17 protein-coding genes are annotated in these 18,097 nt (G+C 56.7%); 5 read left to right on the top strand and 12 right to left on the bottom strand.

Annotated features, from left to right (window positions below):
• Positions 1-12: 12 nt before the first annotated feature.
• Positions 13-615, bottom strand: a complete 603-nt coding sequence (locus PHA01_RS12360) for a TetR/AcrR family transcriptional regulator (RefSeq protein ID WP_271895840.1) — start codon at positions 613-615, stop codon at positions 13-15.
• 161 nt (positions 616-776) lie between these two features.
• Here PHA01_RS12360 and PHA01_RS12355 point away from each other — a divergent pair, with 161 nt between their 5' ends.
• A complete protein-coding gene (locus PHA01_RS12355; RefSeq protein WP_271895838.1) occupies positions 777-1,538 on the top strand; it encodes an SDR family NAD(P)-dependent oxidoreductase in 762 nt (253 codons plus the stop codon).
• Positions 1,539-1,772: 234 nt separating this feature from the next.
• Here PHA01_RS12355 and PHA01_RS12350 read toward each other — a convergent pair whose 3' ends face one another.
• Complete coding sequence (locus PHA01_RS12350; RefSeq protein ID WP_271895835.1) at positions 1,773-2,486, bottom strand: DNA helicase; 714 nt, start codon at positions 2,484-2,486, stop codon at positions 1,773-1,775.
• 390 nt (positions 2,487-2,876) lie between these two features.
• A complete protein-coding gene (irrA, locus tag PHA01_RS12345; RefSeq protein ID WP_112526576.1) occupies positions 2,877-3,308 on the bottom strand; it encodes an iron response transcriptional regulator IrrA in 432 nt (143 codons plus the stop codon).
• Positions 3,309-3,768: 460 nt separating this feature from the next.
• Between irrA and fabA the strand changes: the two genes are divergently transcribed.
• Genes fabA through fabI form a run of 3 tightly spaced genes read left to right on the top strand, consistent with a single transcriptional unit; the run spans position 3,769 to position 6,366 of the window.
• A complete protein-coding gene (gene fabA, locus PHA01_RS12340) occupies positions 3,769-4,284 on the top strand; it encodes a 3-hydroxyacyl-[acyl-carrier-protein] dehydratase FabA (protein ID WP_008122449.1) in 516 nt (171 codons plus the stop codon).
• Positions 4,285-4,320: 36 nt separating this feature from the next.
• Positions 4,321-5,547, top strand: a complete 1,227-nt coding sequence (gene fabB / locus PHA01_RS12335) for a beta-ketoacyl-ACP synthase I (RefSeq protein ID WP_271895831.1) — start codon at positions 4,321-4,323, stop codon at positions 5,545-5,547.
• A 3-nt stretch (positions 5,548-5,550) separates the two neighbouring features.
• Positions 5,551-6,366, top strand: coding sequence for an enoyl-ACP reductase FabI (gene fabI, locus PHA01_RS12330; RefSeq protein ID WP_271895826.1), 816 nt, complete (start codon positions 5,551-5,553; stop codon positions 6,364-6,366).
• Between the two features lie 149 nt (positions 6,367-6,515).
• Here the strand turns inward: fabI and PHA01_RS12325 are convergent, their stop codons facing one another.
• From PHA01_RS12325 to rimP, 9 genes are all read right to left on the bottom strand, one after another.
• Positions 6,516-7,532 (bottom strand): class I SAM-dependent methyltransferase, encoded by a 1,017-nt coding sequence (locus tag PHA01_RS12325; protein ID WP_271895823.1) that lies wholly within the window; start codon positions 7,530-7,532, stop codon positions 6,516-6,518.
• A gap of 81 nt (positions 7,533-7,613) precedes the next feature.
• A complete protein-coding gene (pnp, locus tag PHA01_RS12320; RefSeq protein ID WP_271895820.1) occupies positions 7,614-9,755 on the bottom strand; it encodes a polyribonucleotide nucleotidyltransferase in 2,142 nt (713 codons plus the stop codon).
• Between the two features lie 217 nt (positions 9,756-9,972).
• Complete coding sequence (rpsO, locus tag PHA01_RS12315; protein WP_271895818.1) at positions 9,973-10,332, bottom strand: 30S ribosomal protein S15; 360 nt, start codon at positions 10,330-10,332, stop codon at positions 9,973-9,975.
• A gap of 61 nt (positions 10,333-10,393) precedes the next feature.
• Positions 10,394-11,365 carry a tRNA pseudouridine(55) synthase TruB gene (truB, locus tag PHA01_RS12310; protein ID WP_271895958.1) on the bottom strand — a complete coding sequence of 324 codons (972 nt, stop codon included), beginning with the start codon at positions 11,363-11,365 and terminating at the stop codon, positions 10,394-10,396.
• 1 nt (position 11,366) lies between these two features.
• Entirely contained in the window at positions 11,367-11,828 is a 462-nt protein-coding gene (gene rbfA, locus PHA01_RS12305; RefSeq protein WP_271895815.1) for a 30S ribosome-binding factor RbfA, read from the bottom strand.
• Between the two features lie 97 nt (positions 11,829-11,925).
• The gene (gene infB / locus PHA01_RS12300) at positions 11,926-14,652 is read right to left on the bottom strand and encodes a translation initiation factor IF-2 (protein ID WP_271895812.1); all 2,727 of its coding nucleotides are present in this window, start codon (positions 14,650-14,652) and stop codon (positions 11,926-11,928) included.
• Positions 14,649-15,302 carry an RNA-binding protein gene (locus PHA01_RS12295; RefSeq protein ID WP_271895809.1) on the bottom strand — a complete coding sequence of 218 codons (654 nt, stop codon included), beginning with the start codon at positions 15,300-15,302 and terminating at the stop codon, positions 14,649-14,651. The genes infB and PHA01_RS12295 overlap by 4 nt, the downstream gene beginning before the upstream one ends.
• A gap of 17 nt (positions 15,303-15,319) precedes the next feature.
• The gene (nusA, locus tag PHA01_RS12290; protein ID WP_262294362.1) at positions 15,320-16,921 is read right to left on the bottom strand and encodes a transcription termination factor NusA; all 1,602 of its coding nucleotides are present in this window, start codon (positions 16,919-16,921) and stop codon (positions 15,320-15,322) included.
• Between the two features lie 65 nt (positions 16,922-16,986).
• Complete coding sequence (rimP, locus tag PHA01_RS12285) at positions 16,987-17,625, bottom strand: ribosome maturation factor RimP (protein ID WP_271895956.1); 639 nt, start codon at positions 17,623-17,625, stop codon at positions 16,987-16,989.
• Positions 17,626-17,923: 298 nt separating this feature from the next.
• On the opposite strand from rimP, the gene PHA01_RS12280 reads away from it, so the two are divergent.
• On the top strand, positions 17,924-18,088 hold the full coding sequence (locus PHA01_RS12280) for a hypothetical protein (RefSeq protein WP_181872304.1): 165 nt from the start codon (positions 17,924-17,926) through the stop codon (positions 18,086-18,088).
• Positions 18,089-18,097: the final 9 nt, after the last annotated feature.

Raw genomic sequence — 18,097 nt, 5'->3', positions numbered from 1 at the left:
AATTTTGTCTATTTAGCCAGAAGTCGTGGAACTACCGGCAGGCCAAGCGGAAAGCGCTTGCTCGGCAACAGCCTCCAGCATGTCGCGGCTGAAGCCGGCTTTGGCCTGCACCGCCATGCCGTGAGAGACAGCCATCACGAATGCCGCAAGGGCCTCAGGTTTGGCCGTCTCCGGTAAGTCGCCTTCGGCCTTTGCCCGTTCGAGGCGTTCACGAAGCTGCGCCTCACCGCCGGCGCGAGCTTCGATCAGCGCCTGCCGCACTGGCTCCGCTTCATCCGATCCTGCCAAAACCCCGTTTATCCCGAGACACCCCGTATGGTGGGAATGACGTGTATGGAGTTCGGCTGCACTGTAAAGGATATGCGCAGCAACTGCCCGCGCTGTCGGGAGCTCAAGCGACTTCGGGATGAAATCCAGGTATCGCTCATAATAGCGATCCAGCGCTCGGCGGAAGAGAGCTTCCTTGTTGCCGAATGCAGAATAGAGGGCGGGCCTCTCAACGCCGGCAGCCTCTGTCAGGTCAGAATAGGATGCGCCCTCGTAGCCCTTGCGCCAGAAAACGCACAGCGCCGCGTCGAGCACCTTCTCCACATCAAATTCGCGATGGCGTCCCATCAGCGCAACCCGGTCTTTTTCATAATGATCGTTATTTAAAACACTTGACGGCATCTGTCAAATTTCATACCAAGCGTTATCGTAATGCTCGTTATGGAAACGGGCTACGTTCGTTCACCAGGATCAGGCGGCGCCCTGATCGTCCACAGAAAGGGACTCTCATGTCGAATACATTGAAGGGCAAGACCGTGCTCGTTACGGGCGGATCGCGCGGGCTCGGCGCCACCATCGCGGAAGCGTTTGCCGATCAGGGGGCTGACGTCGCGATAAGCTACGTCGCGTCAGCCGAGAAAGCCGAAGCCGTCGTGGAGAAGCTCAAGGCGAAGGGCGTCCGCGCGATTGCGATCAAGAGCGACCAGGCCGACCTTACTTCCGCCAAGCCTTTGATCGACTCGGTGATTGCTGAATTCGGCAAGCTCGATATCCTCGTCAACAATGCGGCAATCGTCGTACAGGGCAAGACTGTCGACGATCCCGAACTCGACACGGTCAATCTCGACCGTCTGTGGCAGACCAACGTCATGGGCGCGGTGGCGACCACGCGCGCGGCAGCGCCGGCGCTCCCCGATGGCGGGCGGATTATCTTCATCGGCTCTGTGAGCGGCACCCGCTCCCTGTTCCCCGGCCTCGCGGACTATGTGGGAACCAAGGCTGCCATCAACGGCTATGCGAAGGGCATTGCCCGCGATTTGGGCGGACGCAACATCACCGTCAACGTTGTCCAGCCCGGTGCCATGCCGACCGATATGATGAGACAAGTTATGGGCGACGTTGATGCTCCCGACGCGTTCCTCGACCTTCACCCCATCCGCCGCATCGCAAAGCTCGAGGAAGTTGCCGCGCTCGTCACCTTCCTCGCCGGACCAGACGCCAGCTACATGACCGGCGGTGTAATCGACGTCGGCGGTGGTCTCGGAATCTGAGCGTCGAAAGCAATAACCCATTCCACTTTCGCACTCGACTGGGTCAGCCTGTTGATCCGGTCGAGATGGGATAGCGGTAGTCGAGCAGGCCAAGAGTCTGTTTGGAAAGTCGCTGCGGCGAGTCAGATGGCGTGGTTTTCGAGAACCGGAGCGCAGCGTACATCAAGTACGTGAGCACCGGAAGCGCAGAAAACCGCGTCAGATGACCGCCGCAGTAGAGTTTCAAAACCGGTTCTAAGTTATGTCCTGAAGCTGGGCCTCGCCATTGTGCAGGAAGCAGGCCTTCGTGAAGAGCCCTAAATTGACAAGATTGGGTAGGCGAATGTCCCGAATATCCGGCAGAGGCCTGATTGATGGATCAAACGACCGATCGATCTGCGAGATGAACCCCAGTACGACGCCGGTCTTTCTGGCGAAATCCTTAAGAGCGAGAATTTGGTCGGAGAGTGCTGGGTTGCTTCGTTGCTGGTCGAGTATTTGAAGATAGTCGATAACGGCAACTGTTCCTCGGTCCGAGGCTGACAAGTGGCGAATAATGTAGTCCGCGCTGATTTCACTCGACGTCACGATTTCCAGAGCGTCGCCAAGATCCTGATAACCTTCATCCAACGAGCGGATGTGTTTCCGTGCCTGTTGCTCGGTAAATTCCAGCGTGAAGAATATCGCCTTTCTGCCGTCTCGGGCGGCGTCGAGCAAAAGCTGAAGTCCAAGCGTGGTCTTGCCATGTCCGGGGCGACCGGCCACAAGCAGCAGATCGCCGTCATTGAGCCGGGATAATACGGTTTTCGACAATGATCCCGCTGCGAGCCGGGATGAAAGCAGGCTCCACCTCGCAAACCCCTCCTCGCGCGCAATTTGGTCCAGCGCTTCGTGCAAAGGAACATTATTTTTCCGGACCAGTAGCTTGGCACGGCGTTTCAATTGGAAGATAGGGGCAGAAAGCTTCATCAAGGACCTCCGTTGCGAGCCGGAAACGCAACCCCTCCTTATGCGTCGCTCGAACAGATGGTTCGATGATGATGTCACCCCGTATGTGCGATACTTCCCGAAAGGAGGGAGGAGGCGTGGGCCAAGCCTATGCGGCAAAGGTTAGCGGGCATCATGATTCGCGACAAGCACAAATGACAGCTTTGTGCCTCGCGACTCGGACAATGAGCCTCATGGCACAACAGCCAATGCGTTGCCGCTCGTGCCTATAAGAGCATGACCGAAAATCCGTCAGGGCGTGGCGAAAATGGTGATTTTCGAGCACCGAAGCGCAGCGTACGTTGGGTACGTAAGCACCGGAGCGCAGGAAAGCGCCATTTGCAGCCCGCGTTGGCGAATTTTCCGTCTAGATCAGCCGCGCTTCTTGCGCAGGCGGATGATGATGTCGACGTTGACGATTTCCATGCCTTCCGGAACCGGAGGCAAATTGCCAACCATGGTCGAACCACTGGGGATATCGATCACCTCATTTTCGCCTTCAACGAAAAAGTGATGATGGTCGGAAACGTTCGTGTCAAAATAGGTCTTTGCGCCCTCGACGGCGAGGATGCGGAGCATTCCGGCCTGGGTAAATTGATGCAGTGTATTGTACACCGTCGCCAGCGAAACCGGCACATTGGCACCAAGCGCCTCTTCGTGCAGTTCCTCGGCGGAAAGGTGCCTGTCACCCTTGGCAAAGATCAGGCTGGCGAGCGCGATACGCTGACGGGTCGGCCGTAGTCCTGCAAAGCGCAAGCGCTCCTGCAAGGATACATCAGCGTCAATTTCATAAGAAATATGCATGGCCCGTCTGCCACTCCGTTAACTCATATCAGAAGTCCCACCACAGACACATTGTCCGTCGTGTTACGTGATTGATATATGCTGTCTTGCGAAATCGATCAATAGGCGGCATTTACACCATTTGTCTAAGGAAAAAAGCTGGAGCCTTTGAAATATTCCGTCATACGAAATTCGCATTGGTCTGGGCTGGGAGTGTCGAGATTCAGGTCAGGGTGAGCCGAAAATGGTCGTTTTCGAAACCCGGAGCGCAATGTACATAGAGTACATGAGCCTAGGTAAGCGCAAAAAATGCCATTTGCAGGCCGCCATGGCCTGAATATCGACACGCCCAAAAGCGAGGGTTCCATTTGAGCGTGGTTTGCTCTATGCAGCGTTTTCAGGCGGAAATACTCTATGATAGGTTCCGCTCGCGCCGGAACATATCCAGGCGCAAGCCTTGACGTTACCGATGGGAGAAAGAATGCCAGAACAGAAATCAAGCTACGGGTATGAAGAGCTCCTTGCCTGTGCCCGCGGAGAGATGTTCGGTCAGGGCAATGCCCAGTTGCCAGCACCGCCCATGCTGATGTTCGACCGTATCACCGAGATTTCTGAAACAGGCGGCGAGAATGGCAAGGGCTATATCCGCGCTGAATTCGATATCAAGCCTGACCTTTGGTTCTTCCCCTGTCATTTCATTGGCGATCCTGTAATGCCCGGCTGCCTCGGCCTCGATGCCATGTGGCAATTGACCGGCTTTTATCTCGGCTGGCTCGGTGAACCCGGCAAGGGCCGCGCCCTCTCCACCGGCGAGGTCAAGTTCACCGGCATGGTCACGCCGAAAAACAAACTTGTCGAATATGGCATCGACTTCAAACGCGTCATGCGCGGCCGTCTGGTGCTTGGAATTGCCGATGGCTGGTTAAAGGTCGATGGCGAGACTATCTATAAAGCAACTGACCTGCGGGTTGGCCTATTCAAGGAAAGCGCTGCCTGACAAATTTGGCAACGTATTACCTTTAAGGAGATCGCGATGCGGCGAGTGGTTGTGACGGGCATGGGTATCGTGTCCTCTATCGGCAACAATGTAGAGGAGGTGCTGGAATCGCTGCGTGCAGCGAAATCGGGCATCGTCTTTGCTGAGGAATATGCGAAGCACGGCTTCCGCAGCCAGGTCCATGGTGCACCCACACTCGATCCGTCAACGCTGGTAGACCGCCGCGCGATGCGCTTCCACGGTGGCGGCACGGCCTGGAACCATGTCGCCATGGATCAGGCCATCGCTGACGCCGGGCTCGATACGGATCTCATTTCCAATGAGCGTACCGGCATCATCATGGGTTCGGGCGGCTCCTCCACCCGCACGATCGTCGAGGCTGCCGAAAAGACCATCGAATCCGGCTCCAGCAAGAAGGTTGGCCCGTTTGCCGTGCCGAAAGCCATGTCTTCGACCGCCTCGGCAACGCTCGCCACATGGTTCAAGATCAAGGGCGTCAACTATTCGATCTCCTCTGCTTGCGCGACATCCAACCATTGCGTCGGCAACGCCTATGAGATGATCCAGTACGGCAAACAGGACATGATGTTCGCCGGCGGATGTGAGGATCTCGACTGGACCTTGTCCGTGCTTTTCGACGGGATGGGCGCCATGTCCTCCAAATTCAACGACCGGCCATCTGTGGCCTCACGCGCCTATGACAAGAACCGCGATGGCTTTGTCATTTCGGGTGGCGCGGGCGTCCTCGTTCTCGAAGAGCTTGAACATGCCAAGGCGCGTGGCGCAAAGATTTATGGCGAACTTGTCGGTTACGGCGTGACCTCGGATGGTGCCGATATGGTCGCACCGAGCGGCGAAGGTGCGGCGCGCTGCATGCGCATGGCGATCGCCAACGTCAAGGGTCCGGTCGACTACATCAACCCGCACGCCACCTCGACGCCCGTCGGCGATCTCAAGGAAATCGAGGCCATCCGCGAAGTCTTCGGTTCGGGCAACCAGTGCCCGCCTATTTCGGCGACCAAATCACTGACAGGCCATTCGCAGGGTGCGACAGGCGTGCACGAGTCCATCTATTCACTTTTGATGATGAATCACGATTTCATTGCGGAAAGTGCCAATATCGAAGAACTCGACCCGGCATTCGAAGATATGCCCATTACGCGCCGACGGATAGACAACATCAAATTGAACACTGTCCTGACCAATTCCTTCGGATTTGGCGGCACGAATGCTTCGCTGGTTTACCAGCGCTACGAGGGGTAAAATATGGCAGATTTAATGAAGGGCAAACGCGGGCTCATCATGGGCGTCGCGAACAGCCATTCCATTGCCTGGGGGATCGCCAAGGAATTGGCAGAGAATGGCGCCGAACTCGCATTCACCTACCAGGGCGAAGCCTTCGGCAAGCGTGTTGCGCCCTTGGCAGAACAGCTTGGTTCGAAACTGTTGCTGCCTTGCGATGTCGAGGATATCGCGACGGTCGATGCGGTTTTCGAGACGCTGGAAAAGGAATGGGGCGCGATCGATTTCGTCGTCCATGCCATCGGCTTCTCTGACAAGTCGCAGCTCAAGGGCCGCTATGCCGATGTGACGACGCGGGACAATTTCTCGAGAACCATGGTCATCTCCGCCTACTCCTTCACCGAGGTCGCCCAGCGTGCGGCGAAGCTGATGAAGGAAGGCGGTTCTATCCTGACACTGACCTATGGCGGCTCCACCCGGGTCATGCCCAACTACAATGTGATGGGCGTGGCCAAGGCCGCGCTCGAGGCTATGGTCCGCTATCTCGCCGCCGACTACGGTCCGGAAGGAATTCGCGTCAATGCAATTTCTGCGGGTCCTGTACGCACATTGGCGGGTGCCGGCATCGGCGACGCGCGCGCCATGTTCTCCTACCAGAAGCGCAATGCCCCCCTACGTCGCACGGTCGGCATAGAAGACGTCGGCCGGTCTGCCCTCTACCTCCTGTCGGACCTTTCGAGCGGCGTCACCGGTGAAATCCACTACGTGGATTCCGGCTACAACATCGTATCGATGCCAACTCTGGAAGAGCTGAAAAAGTCCGACGACGGCAAGGAGTGATTCTGGTACGGCCCTACCCGGAACCGGGACAAACTTTCCGCAAGTTTTTGCAAATATGACGCAAGTTCCTGCGAAACTGATGCAACAAATGCCAAATCTGACATGGTTTTTACCACCGCGGGTGGCATTTTAGTTGTGACAGGTAGAAATTACTTCTTAGCTTCGATGATCTTGTAACCGGCATTGTCCTCAAGCGGCAGCACCGATTTGAACAGTGATTTCAGGCCCGCCTCATAGGGCATCTGCCGGTTGGCAACGAGCAACAGCTTGCCACCTGGCTTCATCCGTTTGGCAGCCGCTGCAATGAAACCCTGCCCCATCGTAGGGTCCGCACTGCGCCCTGCATGGAACGGCGGATTCATGACGATCGTATCGTAAATCTCTGTAATCGCTTCACTATTCACGTCATGCCAATGGAAACTCACTGGGATTTCACCCCCTGATATATTCATTTTGGCGGCTTCCAGCGCCTCGAAATCGGCTTCGTAAAGAGCGAGCGATTTAAGCTTGTCCGCGTGGTTCAAAACCTCGCTGGCAAGGTAGCCCCAACCCGCACCGAAGTCCGCCACGTGCCCGCTGATGCGGCCGGCGAAGTGCTTGACCAGCATGGCCGAACCCTTGTCGATGGCGGCATGCGAGAACATGCCGGGCGCTGTCGTGAAGCGATCTTCAAGCTTTGTCGACTCGCCCGTAAGCCTCTCAATTTCCTCACTATTTAGCATTTCCGGCCGCATGAACCAGAAGGCGACGGCATGATGTTTGGATAGCCTGTCGGCGACCGGAACGATGCTTTCCACCGTCTTGCGGAAGCTGTCGACGCCGAGCTTCTTGTCGCCTGAAACCACGATTTGGCCTCCGGGTTTGACGCGCTTCAGTGCCTGCGCCAACCAGTTCTCATTGCGTCCCTTGTGCTTGCCTAACAAGATCAACGCGCCATCAAACTGCTCATTGCCAAGTAACCTTGGCACAGCGCTAAAGCCTGCCTTCTGCAATGCCAAATAGTCCGGTTTGAATGGTTGAAGACAGGTCAGGCTTGTCTTCCACTCATCACCTACATCGCGATCTACTTCAGCACCGAGAAAAAGCCATGCGGAGCCTTTGTCTGGCACAGCCAGTATCTCGTCGTCAAAAGGCAGGAAGAGCGTCTGCAGGGCGCCGTTGGCCATAAATAATCCATCTATAGATATGTTGTGACAAGAAAAAAGCGCGCCACAAGGGCGCGCTTTCATTATAGCCTATTCGGAAGATTACTCAGCGTCTTCCTGAGCCTTCTTTTCCTGAACGACTTCCTTGCCAGTTTCCTGGTCAACGACTTTCATCGACAGGCGAACCTTGCCGCGTTCGTCGAAGCCCATGAGCTTGACCCAGACCTTCTGGCCTTCCTTGACCACGTCTGAAGTCTTGGCAACACGATCCGAAGCAAGCTGCGAGATGTGAACCAGACCGTCGCGTGGGCCAAAGAAGTTTACGAACGCACCGAAGTCAGCAGTCTTTACAACTGTGCCTTCATAGATCTCGCCTACTTCCGGCTCTGCAACGATCGAGTGGATCCACTTGCGTGCAGCTTCGATTTCCTTGGCCGAGGACGAGGCAATCTTCACTGTACCATCGTCTTCGATGTTGATCTTCGCGCCAGTCTTTTCGACGATCTCGCGAATGACCTTGCCGCCGGAACCGATAACGTCACGGATCTTGTCGGTCGGAATGTTCATGACTTCAATGCGCGGTGCAAATTCGCCGAGTTCCGAACGGCCTTCGGTGATGGCCTTCGCCATTTCGCCGAGGATGTGCAAACGCCCATCCTTGGCCTGCGCCAAAGCAACCTTCATGATCTCTTCGGTGATGCCGTCGATCTTGATATCCATCTGCAGCGCGGTGATACCATTTTCCGAGCCGGCTACCTTGAAATCCATGTCGCCGAGATGATCTTCGTCGCCGAGGATATCGGAGAGAACAGCGAACTTCTCGCCTTCGAGAATCAGGCCCATGGCGATACCGGCGACCGGACGGAGCAGCGGAACACCAGCATCCATAAGGGCGAGCGATGTACCGCAAACCGTTGCCATCGAGGACGAGCCATTGGATTCGGTGATCTCGGAGACCGTGCGGAGCGTGTAGGGGAACTGTTCCTTGGCAGGCAGAACCGGGTGGATAGCGCGCCAGGCGAGCTTGCCATGGCCGATCTCGCGACGCCCTGGCGAACCCATGCGACCTGTTTCACCGACCGAATAGGGCGGGAAATTGTAGTGAAGCATGAAGGTTTCTTTGTACATGCCGGTCAGCGAGTCGACATACTGCTCGTCTTCGCCGGTGCCCAGCGTCGCAACGACGATAGCCTGCGTTTCACCGCGGGTGAACAAAGCCGAGCCGTGTGTGCGTGGCAGAAGACCAACTTCCGAAACGATCGGGCGAACTGTCGAAAGATCGCGGCCGTCGATACGGCTGCCGGTATCGAGAATGTTCCAGCGAACGATCTTCGCCTGAACCGATTTGAACACCGTTGCGATTTCCTCGGCAGAAAACTCTGGTTCTTCAACGCCTTCCGGGAAGAAATGCGCTTTGACCTTAGCTTTCGCCGCATCGACCGCGTTGTAGCGATCCTGCTTGTCGGTGATCTTGTAAGCATCACGGAGATCAGCCTCAACAACCTTCAGAACGGCTGCTTCTGCGGCCGAAAGGTCGTCTGTCTGGAAATCGCGCGGCTCTTTTGCGGCAACTTCAGCGAGCTTGATGATCGCATCGATAACCGGCTGGAAAGCGCGATGGCCGAACATCACGGCGCCGAGCATGACATCTTCAGCCAATTCCTTGGCTTCCGATTCAACCATGAGAACCGCGTCGCCCGTACCGGCAACGACGAGATCGAGGCTCGATTCCGGCATTTCGTCAACGGTTGGGTTCAGCCTGTATTCGCCACCGATATAGCCGACACGTGCGCCGCCAATCGGGCCCATGAAAGGCACGCCGGAAAGTGTCAGGGCAGCGGAGGCGCCGATCATCGAGACGATGTCCGGGTTGTTTTCGAGATCGTGCTGGATAACGGTCAGAACAACCTGTGTGTCGTTCTTGTAGCCATCAGCAAAGAGTGGGCGGATCGGGCGGTCGATCAAACGCGAAACCAATGTTTCGTTTTCGCTTGGACGGCCTTCACGCTTGAAATAGCCACCGGGGATCTTGCCGGCTGCGTAGGTCTTTTCCTGATAGTTGACGGTCAGCGGGAAGAAGTCCTGACCAGCCTTCGGGGCCTTGGCGGAAACGACTGTCGCGAGTACGACGGTTTCGCCGTAGGTGGCGAGAACGGCACCGTCAGCCTGACGGGCGATCTTGCCGGTTTCGAGAATGAGCGGACGTCCGCCCCATTCGATTTCAACTTTGTGTTGATTAAACATATCTTGTCCTTCAGTGGAGAAAGACGCGCTTCCCTTTGGATAGCAGCATCGATCTCCCGTTTCGATTTAGACCAATCACGGGCAAGACAATTTGCAACTCGCACTTTCGAGTTGCCAGCAATCCTGCCCCATGACCTGTCTCATGGTAGAATTCATTCCTCACCGGAATGAAAGAAACCGGCGGAACGCAATGCGTATCCGCCGGTTTAATCCGTTATTAGCGGCGCAGGCCGAGCTTTTCGATCAGCGTCTGATAACGGCCCTGATCAACTTTCTTGAGATAATCAAGAAGGCTGCGGCGCGTCGAGACAAGCTTGAGCAGACCACGGCGGGAATGGTTATCCTTCTTGTGGTCCTTGAAATGTTCGGTCAAATTGACAATGCGCTCTGTCAGAACGGCAACCTGGACTTCCGGAGAACCGGTATCGCCTGGCTTCGTTGCATATTCAGTGATCACTGCCTGCTTGCGTTCAGCGGTTATCGACATCGTATATCCTTTCATTTGAAGAGGAAAACAGGATGCCCACGGCCGGGATGTCGTCCAGCGGGGGCCGGTTAAAGCGACGCGCAAAGCCATCGCTGCGGGCCGTATAGTCGAAAATGTGACAAATTACCAGCCGCAAATGATTCTGGCCATTTCAGGCCGTGAATACGCGCTTTGGCTGGAACTGGCCTTTCTCAATAAAACCGATCGCCAGCAGCTTGCCCTTGGCAGTCACGCAGGCTTCGTCAGCTTCGACAGGTGCATCGCGCCCACGCAGGACCACAGGATTTCCCATGCGAATGCGATGCGCCTGATCATCGGAGACGGCTACCTGGGGCAGGCTTTCCAACGCTGCGCCCGTATCGATGAGGAACGTATCCATTACCGAGAAGCGCTCGGCCAGCCGCTCATAGGAGCGATCCTCCCCTTCTTCCTCAGCAGGAACAGCAGGGTGGGCAGCTTCCAACTCCGCGAGTGTGACGAAATCGGACTCGTCGAACGGTGCAACCTCAATGCGGCGCAGGTCGGAAATGTGGCCATAGCAACCAAGATCGCGGCCCATGTCGCGTGCGAGAGAGCGCACGTACGTGCCCTTCCCGCATTCAACTTCGAAGATCGCCGTCGAGGCATCGCCCTGTTCGATCAATTCCAGTCTGCCAATTTCCACTTCGCGGGAGGGTATCTCGACCTCTTCGCCACCACGGGCGAGATCGTAGGCTCGTTCGCCGGCGATTTTGATGGCAGAGAATTTGGGCGGCGTCTGTTGGATGACACCGACATATTTCGGTAACAGCGCTTTGATTGCGGCTTCGTCCGGACGCAAGTCCGAGGTCACAGTCACCTCGCCCTCGAGATCATCCGTGGAGCGTTCAGCCCCCCAGGTCACTTCAAAGCGATAGATCTTTGTTCCGTCCATGACATAGGGAACCGTCTTTGTCGCCTCACCCAAAGCGATCGGCAGCATGCCGGATGCCAGAGGGTCCAGCGTGCCCGCATGTCCAGCTTTCTCGGCCTTGAACAACCATTTGATCTTGGAGACGGCCTCGGTGGATCCCATGCCCTTCGGCTTGTCGAAGATCAGCCAGCCGGAAACCGGACGGCCCTTTTTCTTGCGCTGCCGTGTCATCTCAGTCGTTACCGTCGCCGTCATGGCCTGGCACGTCGCCCGGATTAGGATCACCACCGTCGTCATCCTCATCGTCGACGAGGTCGCGGGTGACTTCCGGCTTGCGCAAGAGAGCGTCAATCTTGGCGTAGTTGTCAAAGCTGGTGTCAATGCGGAACCGGAATTCCGGCATATATTTCATCTGCTTGAGATGAGCCGCGGCGCGGCCGCGAATGAACTTGGCATTTTTGTTAAGGGCGCTGATGACGCCATCACTGTCAATGGCACCTACGGGCGACACAAAGCAGGTCGCGATTTTCAGATCTGGCGACATGCGCACTTCGGAAATGGCAATCACCGCGTTTTCCAGGGTGTCATCACGAACATCGCCACGCGCAAGCACTTGCGAAACCGCGTGGCGCACTTGCTCACTGACGCGCAACTGACGTTGAGAAGGGCCTGTTCCTGTAGCAAAGCGAGCCATTAATTGCTGTATCCCAAAAAATTCGCATCCCAATAAACAATGGATCGCCGGCTTTTCATTCCGGCGATCCCATCCTTAGCGATTTGATCGCTGCTCCTTAGAGCGTGCGGGTCACGTGTTCGACGCGGAAAGCTTCGATCGTATCGCCTGCGCGCATATCGTCGTAATTCTCGAACGCCATACCGCATTCCTGGCCGGCCGGGACTTCGGTAACTTCGTCCTTGAAGCGCTTGAGCGTCTTGAGCTTGCCTTCATGGATGACGACGTTATCGCGGATAAGGCGGACGCCGGCACCACGTTCGACCTTGCCTTCCGTGACACGGCAGCCAGCGACCTTGCCGACCTTGGTGATGTTGAAGACCTCGAGAATTTCCGCATTACCGATGAAGGTTTCACGACGTTCTGGTGACAGGAGACCCGACATCGCTGCCTTCACATCATCAACGAGGTCGTAAATGATGTTGTAGTAGCGGATTTCGATGCCTTCACGCTCAGCCAAGTCACGGGCCTGCTTGTTGGCACGCACGTTGAAGCCAATGATCGCCGCGTTGGAGGCCTCTGCGAGGGCGATATCGCTCTCGGTGATGCCGCCAGCACCCGAGTGGATGATGCGCGCACGCACTTCGTCGGTTCCAAGCTTATCCAGGGCACCGGCAATGGCTTCGATCGAGCCTTGTACGTCGCCCTTGATGAGAAGCGGAAATTCCTTCAGCCCGGTTACCTGCAACTGACTCATCATCTGTTCGAGCGAACCGCGCGAACCAGCCTGACGTGCCACTGCCTTTTCACGGGCAAGACGTGTACGGTATTCTGAAATTTCACGCGCCTTGGCTTCGCTTTCAACGACAGCAAAACGATCACCGGCCTGCGGCGGTCCGCCTAGACCAAGAACCTCGACCGGCATTGCAGGTCCGGCATCCTTGAGATTTTCACCGCGGTCATTGACCAATGCTCGAACACGACCCCACTCGCTGCCTGCGACGATGATATCGCCCGGCCTGAGAGTGCCCTTCTGAACCAGAACGGTGGCAACCGAACCGCGACCGCGATCAAGCTTGGCTTCGATCACGACACCTTCAGCTGTCCGCGTAGGATCGGCCTTGAGGTCGAGAACTTCCGCCTGAAGCAGGATCGTTTCCAGAAGCTTGTCGAGGCCAGCACCTGTTTTGGCCGAAACCTCGACGTCCAGTGTTTCACCGCCCATCGATTCCACGAAGACTTCGTGCTGCAAAAGACCATTGCGGACCTTCTGCGGATCGGCAGACGGCTTGTCGATCTTGTTGATCGCTACGATGATCGGAACACCTGCAGCCTTGGCATGGTTGATCGATTCGATCGTCTGCGGCATGACGCTATCATCGGCAGCAACGACCAGAATGGCGATATCGGTTGCCTGCGCACCGCGGGCACGCATGGCCGTAAAGGCCGCGTGGCCCGGCGTATCGATAAACGTGATCTTCTGGCCGTTCTGTTCAACCTGATAGGCACCAATGTGCTGGGTAATACCGCCCGCTTCGCCGGAAACGACGTTGGCCTTGCGGATCGCATCGAGCAGCGAGGTCTTGCCGTGATCGACGTGACCCATGATGGTGACAACCGGCGGACGCGACACGAAAGATGCCGTGTCGTCCTGCACATTGAAGATACCTTCTTCGACGTCGGATTCAGCAACGCGGCGGACCGTGTGGCCAAATTCTTCGGCAATCAACTGAGCCGTATCGGCGTCGATCAGATCGCCTGGCTTCATCATCTGGCCTTCCTTCATCAGGAATTTGATGACGTCGACGGAACGCTCGGCCATACGCTGTGCGAGTTCCTGGATCGTAATCGTCTCCGGCAGGATAACTTCACGAGCGATCTTCTCACGGGTCTCCTGCTGCATGCCGCGCTTGAATTTCTCCTGACGGCGGCGCATGGCGGAAAGCGAACGGCTGCGACTTTCATCATTGAGCGCAGTGCCCAATGTCAGCTTGCCGCGACGGCGTTCATCTTCGCCCTTGACCACCTTTGGTGCCCGGACTTCCGGCTTGGCCGGAGCAGCACTGGTGCCACGGCGGGCACCAGCAGGACCACGACGATCGTCGTCTTCTTCAGCAGCATTCGGCTTGCGCGCCGCTGCTTTCAATGTTGCGTCGTCGGCTGTCTTCAATTCGGCAGGCTGGCGCTTGCGGGATTCTTCTTCCGCACGCTGCTTGGCCTCGGCCTCTTTGCGCAGGCGCTCTTCTTCCTCAGCCTGACGGCGGGCAGATGCTTCACGTTCCTGAGCACGCAGTGCGTCGTCTTCAGCACGGCGGGCGGCTTCGATCGCTGCCTTGGCGCGATCTTCGGCATCACGGGCCTTGGAACCTTCAAGCGCCTTCCGGCGCGCTTCGAGTTCGGCTGTGGACAGCGTATTGAGCACCATACCGGAACGATCATTCGGGCGCTGACCAGAAGGACGATACGGCTGTTGGGCGGGGCGCTGCTGGGCTGGCGCAGCGGGACGCGCACTCGTCTGGGGCGCTGGTGCCGATGCTGCTGGAGCCGCCGGACGCGGCGCCGGTGCAGCAGCAGCACTTGGCTGCGGTGCGGCCGGCTGGGGCGCGGGGCGCGCGGGCGCAGCAGCCGGCGTTGGCACTGGAGTCGCCGCAACAGGAGGCGCAACCTCCGGTTTCTGATCCGGGAGGCTGAACTTGCGCTTCTTTGTTTCAACGACAACAGACTTCGTACGCCCATGGCTGAAGTTCTGACGCACGGTGCTCTGTTCAACGCCAGGCCGCTTCAGGGTCAGGGTCTTCTTATTGACGCCTAGCGTCTTGTCGTCTGTCGATTTTGTATCGCTCATTCCGTTTCCGTTTCCTTCGCGACAGTCGCCGCTTTAGCGTCGGCCACATCCGTGGGGCCATCGCGAAAATGCTGTAGAAGCCAGGCTCGTTTTATCAACCCGGCAGCTGCCTTCCCCTTGAGTACGGCAGCATGTATCACATTTACCCCGCCCAATGCCAAATCCATTTCACTGCTTTCGAACAATGAAAGGGCGGGTATTTCAGGTCCGCCCGCATAAACAACCGAACGGCGGGCCTGGTCAAGTTTGCGGACACCATCTTCCGCGGCTTCAAAGGCATGAAGCACGAGTGCAGCGGTGCCGTTGCGGATCGCAATATCCACTTTTGCGGCCCCTGTTACCACAACCCCGGCCTTTCGCGCCAACCCAAAACTGCCCAACGCCGATTTTGTAAGCATCTGGTCCACTGTCTGCCCCAAATTATCGGGAGCCGTGACGCCGCTTTTCAATCCGCGCGGAAAAAGTTTTCGCTTGACCGCTTCATCAATGTAGTGCCGTTGGGCTTTCACCCAACAGCCTCGGCCGGGAAGATTGCGCTTCAGATCGGCCACAACCGTGCCATCAGGACCAGCGACAAACCGGATCATGTCATCGACAGAACCGCTTGTCCGCGTGACAATGCACGTTCTGTCGTTCATTTCCGGTTCCACGTCTGGATCGCTCGAAATCAGCCAGCGACCTCTTCTTCAGCCGTTGGTTCAGCTTCAGCAGCAGCAAGATCGTCTTCCGTGATCCATCCGGCTTTCAGGCGTGCGGCAAGAACCATCTGTTCCGCGTCAGCACGGCTGACTTCGAACGACGACAAAATGCCCGGATAGTTGATTGTCTCACCATCCTTGCGTTCACGCCAGCCGGTCAGTTCGTCGACCGCGTAGCCAGCGAAGTCCTCTACCGTCTTGACGCCATCTTCACCGACAGCAACGAGAATGGCGTTGGTCATGCCCGGTAGGTCACGAAGCTCGTCCGCAACACCCAGTTCCTTACGGCGCGCATCGCGTTCTTCTTCAATGCGGCCAAGATATTCCTGGGCACGCTGCTGAATTTCAGTTGCCGTATCCTCATCGAAGCCATCGATGGAGGAAATGTCGTCGGCATCGACATACGCGATTTCCTCGACACTGGCAAAACCTTCGGAGGCAAGGACCTGGCCGACCATCTCGTCGACATCAAGCGCTTCCATGAAGAGGTTCGAGCGTTCGACGAATTCCTTCTGGCGGCGCTCGGATTCTTCCTGCTCCGTAAGAATATCGATGTCCCAACCGGTCAACTGCGAAGCGAGGCGAACATTTTGTCCACGACGACCGATTGCAAGTGATAGTTGGTCATCCGGGACCACAACTTCAATACGTTCGGCGTCTTCATCGAGAACAACTTTGGAAACTTCTGCCGGCTGCAGCGCATTGACAATGAATGAAGCGGGCTCAGGTGACCATGGAATAATGTCGATCTTTTCGCCCTGAAGCTCACCAACAACCGCCTGAACGCGCGAGCCGCGCATACCAACGCAGGCGCCGACCGGGTCGATCGAGGAATCACGGGAGATGACGGCGATCTTGGCGCGTGAGCCTGGATCGCGGGCTACCGACTTGATCTCGATGATGCCATCATAAATTTCCGGCACTTCCATGGTGAAGAGCTTTGCCATGAACTGCGGATGCGTGCGGCTCAGGAAAATCTGCGGGCCTCGCTGTTCGCGGCGCACATCGTAAACATAAGCGCGGACACGATCGCCATAACGGAACGTTTCGCGGGGGATCAGCTCGTCGCGCCGGACAATGGCTTCGCCGCGCCCGAGGTCGACGATCACGTTGCCATATTCAACGCGCTTGACACTGCCGTTGATGATCTCGCCAACGCGATCCTTGTATTCATCGTACTGGCGGTCACGCTCGGCTTCGCGCACTTTCTGCACGATGACCTGCTTGGCGGATTGCGCAGCGATACGGCCAAAATCCATTGGCGGCAGCTGGTCGGCAAGGAAATCGCCGGGCTGTGCATCTGGATTGCGATCCCGCGCAGCTTCCATGCTGATCTGGGTGACCGGATCTTCGACATCGTCGACCACCTCAAGCAGGCGCTGAAGCTTGATCTCACCGGTCTTGGCGTTGATATCGGCCCGGATATTGGTTTCCTGGCCATAACGCGAGCGCGCGGCTTTCTGAATGGCATCGGCCATCGCCGCAATCACGATCTCGCGGTCAATCGACTTCTCGCGCGCCACCGCATCGGCGATCTGCAGAAGTTCTAGCCTGTTTGCACTGACTGCCATGTTCTTCTCCTTGAAGTTCCCCTTTGGGGTTCATCGCCGCATTGCTTCTGCGGGCGTATGAAATATCAATCCTGTTTTGTCTGTTCCTGCCCAGCCGTCGAAGCTTCCGCCTCGTCTGCCTGGCCAGCACTATCTTCCGGGATCCGGCCTTCGCGCAGATCCTTGTCGCGGCGCAGCGCATCACGAATGAGGTCGTCCGTCAGGACAAGCCGTGCATCCGAAATCAGTTCGAACGGGACCTCCACGACTGGTTTGTCGCCATAGCTTGCCTGGTCGCTCTCGACCGTGACACCTTCGGCGGAAACCTCGGCTATGCGGCCGCGAAACTTTTTGCGTCCTTCGTGAACGGCTGACGTATCTATCTTGGCGATATGGCCGATCCATTTGGTAAAATCTGATTTGCGCACCAACGGCCGGTCAATACCAGGTGAGGACACTTCGAGATGATAGTTCCGGTCGATTGGATCCTCGACATCGAGCACCGGTGACAATGTTCGACTGACGAGTTCACAATCTTCCACGGTCATCGTGCCATCGTGGCGCTCGGCCATGATCTGCAGCGTCAAGCCATTGAGACCGGAAAGCCGGGCGCGTACCAACCGAAAGCCGATCGACTGCAGCACCGGTTCAATGATACCGGCAACGCGGGAATCAATACCCGTTTCAGTAATGATCCGCTCGTCCGTACCCTCTACCGGGGCCATTTCCTGTTTCGTATCAGCGTCGTCTGTCACGCAAAGATTTTCCCTGTTTCGGCCTTAAGAAACAAAAAAGAGCGGGACCGGTCTGGACCCACTCCTGTTCTATCGACCAAGAATATGACGCTTATATACCGAAATGGTGCGCGAGTTTCAAGCGCAGAGGTGATTTTCTGCTGAGTTGTTTACAGACGCCAATCTCGTCATGCGTTTTCGCATGGCTGCCCTGCATTGTTGGACCTAAATATATCAGCTCGTTCATCCTATCTATGCTGCAGTGCAATATAGATAAAAGGATAAAAAAATGTCCAAAACTCAACAGCTTTCGAAGATCGGCAACTTCTTCCGCGCGTTCGGAAGTGCGGTTGCTGTCGCCGAAGCTACTCGACTTGGCCACCAGCCCGTCGCGTCTGACCTTCGTGCGCTCGGCATCGATCCAGTACAGTTCAAATCCATCTACCGGCGCTAATCTCCGGTA

The sequence above is a fragment of the Candidatus Phyllobacterium onerii genome (genome assembly GCF_028331445.1).
GTDB classification, from domain to species: domain Bacteria; phylum Pseudomonadota; class Alphaproteobacteria; order Rhizobiales; family Rhizobiaceae; genus Phyllobacterium; species Phyllobacterium onerii.
This window is presented reverse-complemented; position numbering and strand designations above follow the sequence as displayed.

Excerpts from the sequence above, each read along its gene's own strand:
- PHA01_RS12360 (WP_271895840.1), bottom strand. The coding sequence starts at position 615 with ATGGGACGCCATCGCGAATTTGATGTGGAGAAGGTGCTCGACGCGGCG.
- PHA01_RS12355 (WP_271895838.1), top strand. The coding sequence starts at position 777 with ATGTCGAATACATTGAAGGGCAAGACCGTGCTCGTTACGGGCGGATCG.
- PHA01_RS12350 (WP_271895835.1), bottom strand. The coding sequence starts at position 2,486 with ATGAAGCTTTCTGCCCCTATCTTCCAATTGAAACGCCGTGCCAAGCTA.
- irrA (WP_112526576.1), bottom strand. The coding sequence starts at position 3,308 with ATGCATATTTCTTATGAAATTGACGCTGATGTATCCTTGCAGGAGCGC.
- fabA (WP_008122449.1), top strand. The coding sequence starts at position 3,769 with ATGCCAGAACAGAAATCAAGCTACGGGTATGAAGAGCTCCTTGCCTGT.
- fabB (WP_271895831.1), top strand. The coding sequence starts at position 4,321 with ATGCGGCGAGTGGTTGTGACGGGCATGGGTATCGTGTCCTCTATCGGC.
- fabI (WP_271895826.1), top strand. The coding sequence starts at position 5,551 with ATGGCAGATTTAATGAAGGGCAAACGCGGGCTCATCATGGGCGTCGCG.
- PHA01_RS12325 (WP_271895823.1), bottom strand. The coding sequence starts at position 7,532 with ATGGCCAACGGCGCCCTGCAGACGCTCTTCCTGCCTTTTGACGACGAG.
- pnp (WP_271895820.1), bottom strand. The coding sequence starts at position 9,755 with ATGTTTAATCAACACAAAGTTGAAATCGAATGGGGCGGACGTCCGCTC.
- rpsO (WP_271895818.1), bottom strand. The coding sequence starts at position 10,332 with ATGGCTTTGCGCGTCGCTTTAACCGGCCCCCGCTGGACGACATCCCGG.
- truB (WP_271895958.1), bottom strand. The coding sequence starts at position 11,365 with ATGACACGGCAGCGCAAGAAAAAGGGCCGTCCGGTTTCCGGCTGGCTG.
- rbfA (WP_271895815.1), bottom strand. The coding sequence starts at position 11,828 with ATGGCTCGCTTTGCTACAGGAACAGGCCCTTCTCAACGTCAGTTGCGC.
- infB (WP_271895812.1), bottom strand. The coding sequence starts at position 14,652 with ATGAGCGATACAAAATCGACAGACGACAAGACGCTAGGCGTCAATAAG.
- nusA (WP_262294362.1), bottom strand. The coding sequence starts at position 16,921 with ATGGCAGTCAGTGCAAACAGGCTAGAACTTCTGCAGATCGCCGATGCG.
- rimP (WP_271895956.1), bottom strand. The coding sequence starts at position 17,625 with ATGGCCCCGGTAGAGGGTACGGACGAGCGGATCATTACTGAAACGGGT.
- PHA01_RS12280 (WP_181872304.1), top strand. The coding sequence starts at position 17,924 with ATGTCCAAAACTCAACAGCTTTCGAAGATCGGCAACTTCTTCCGCGCG.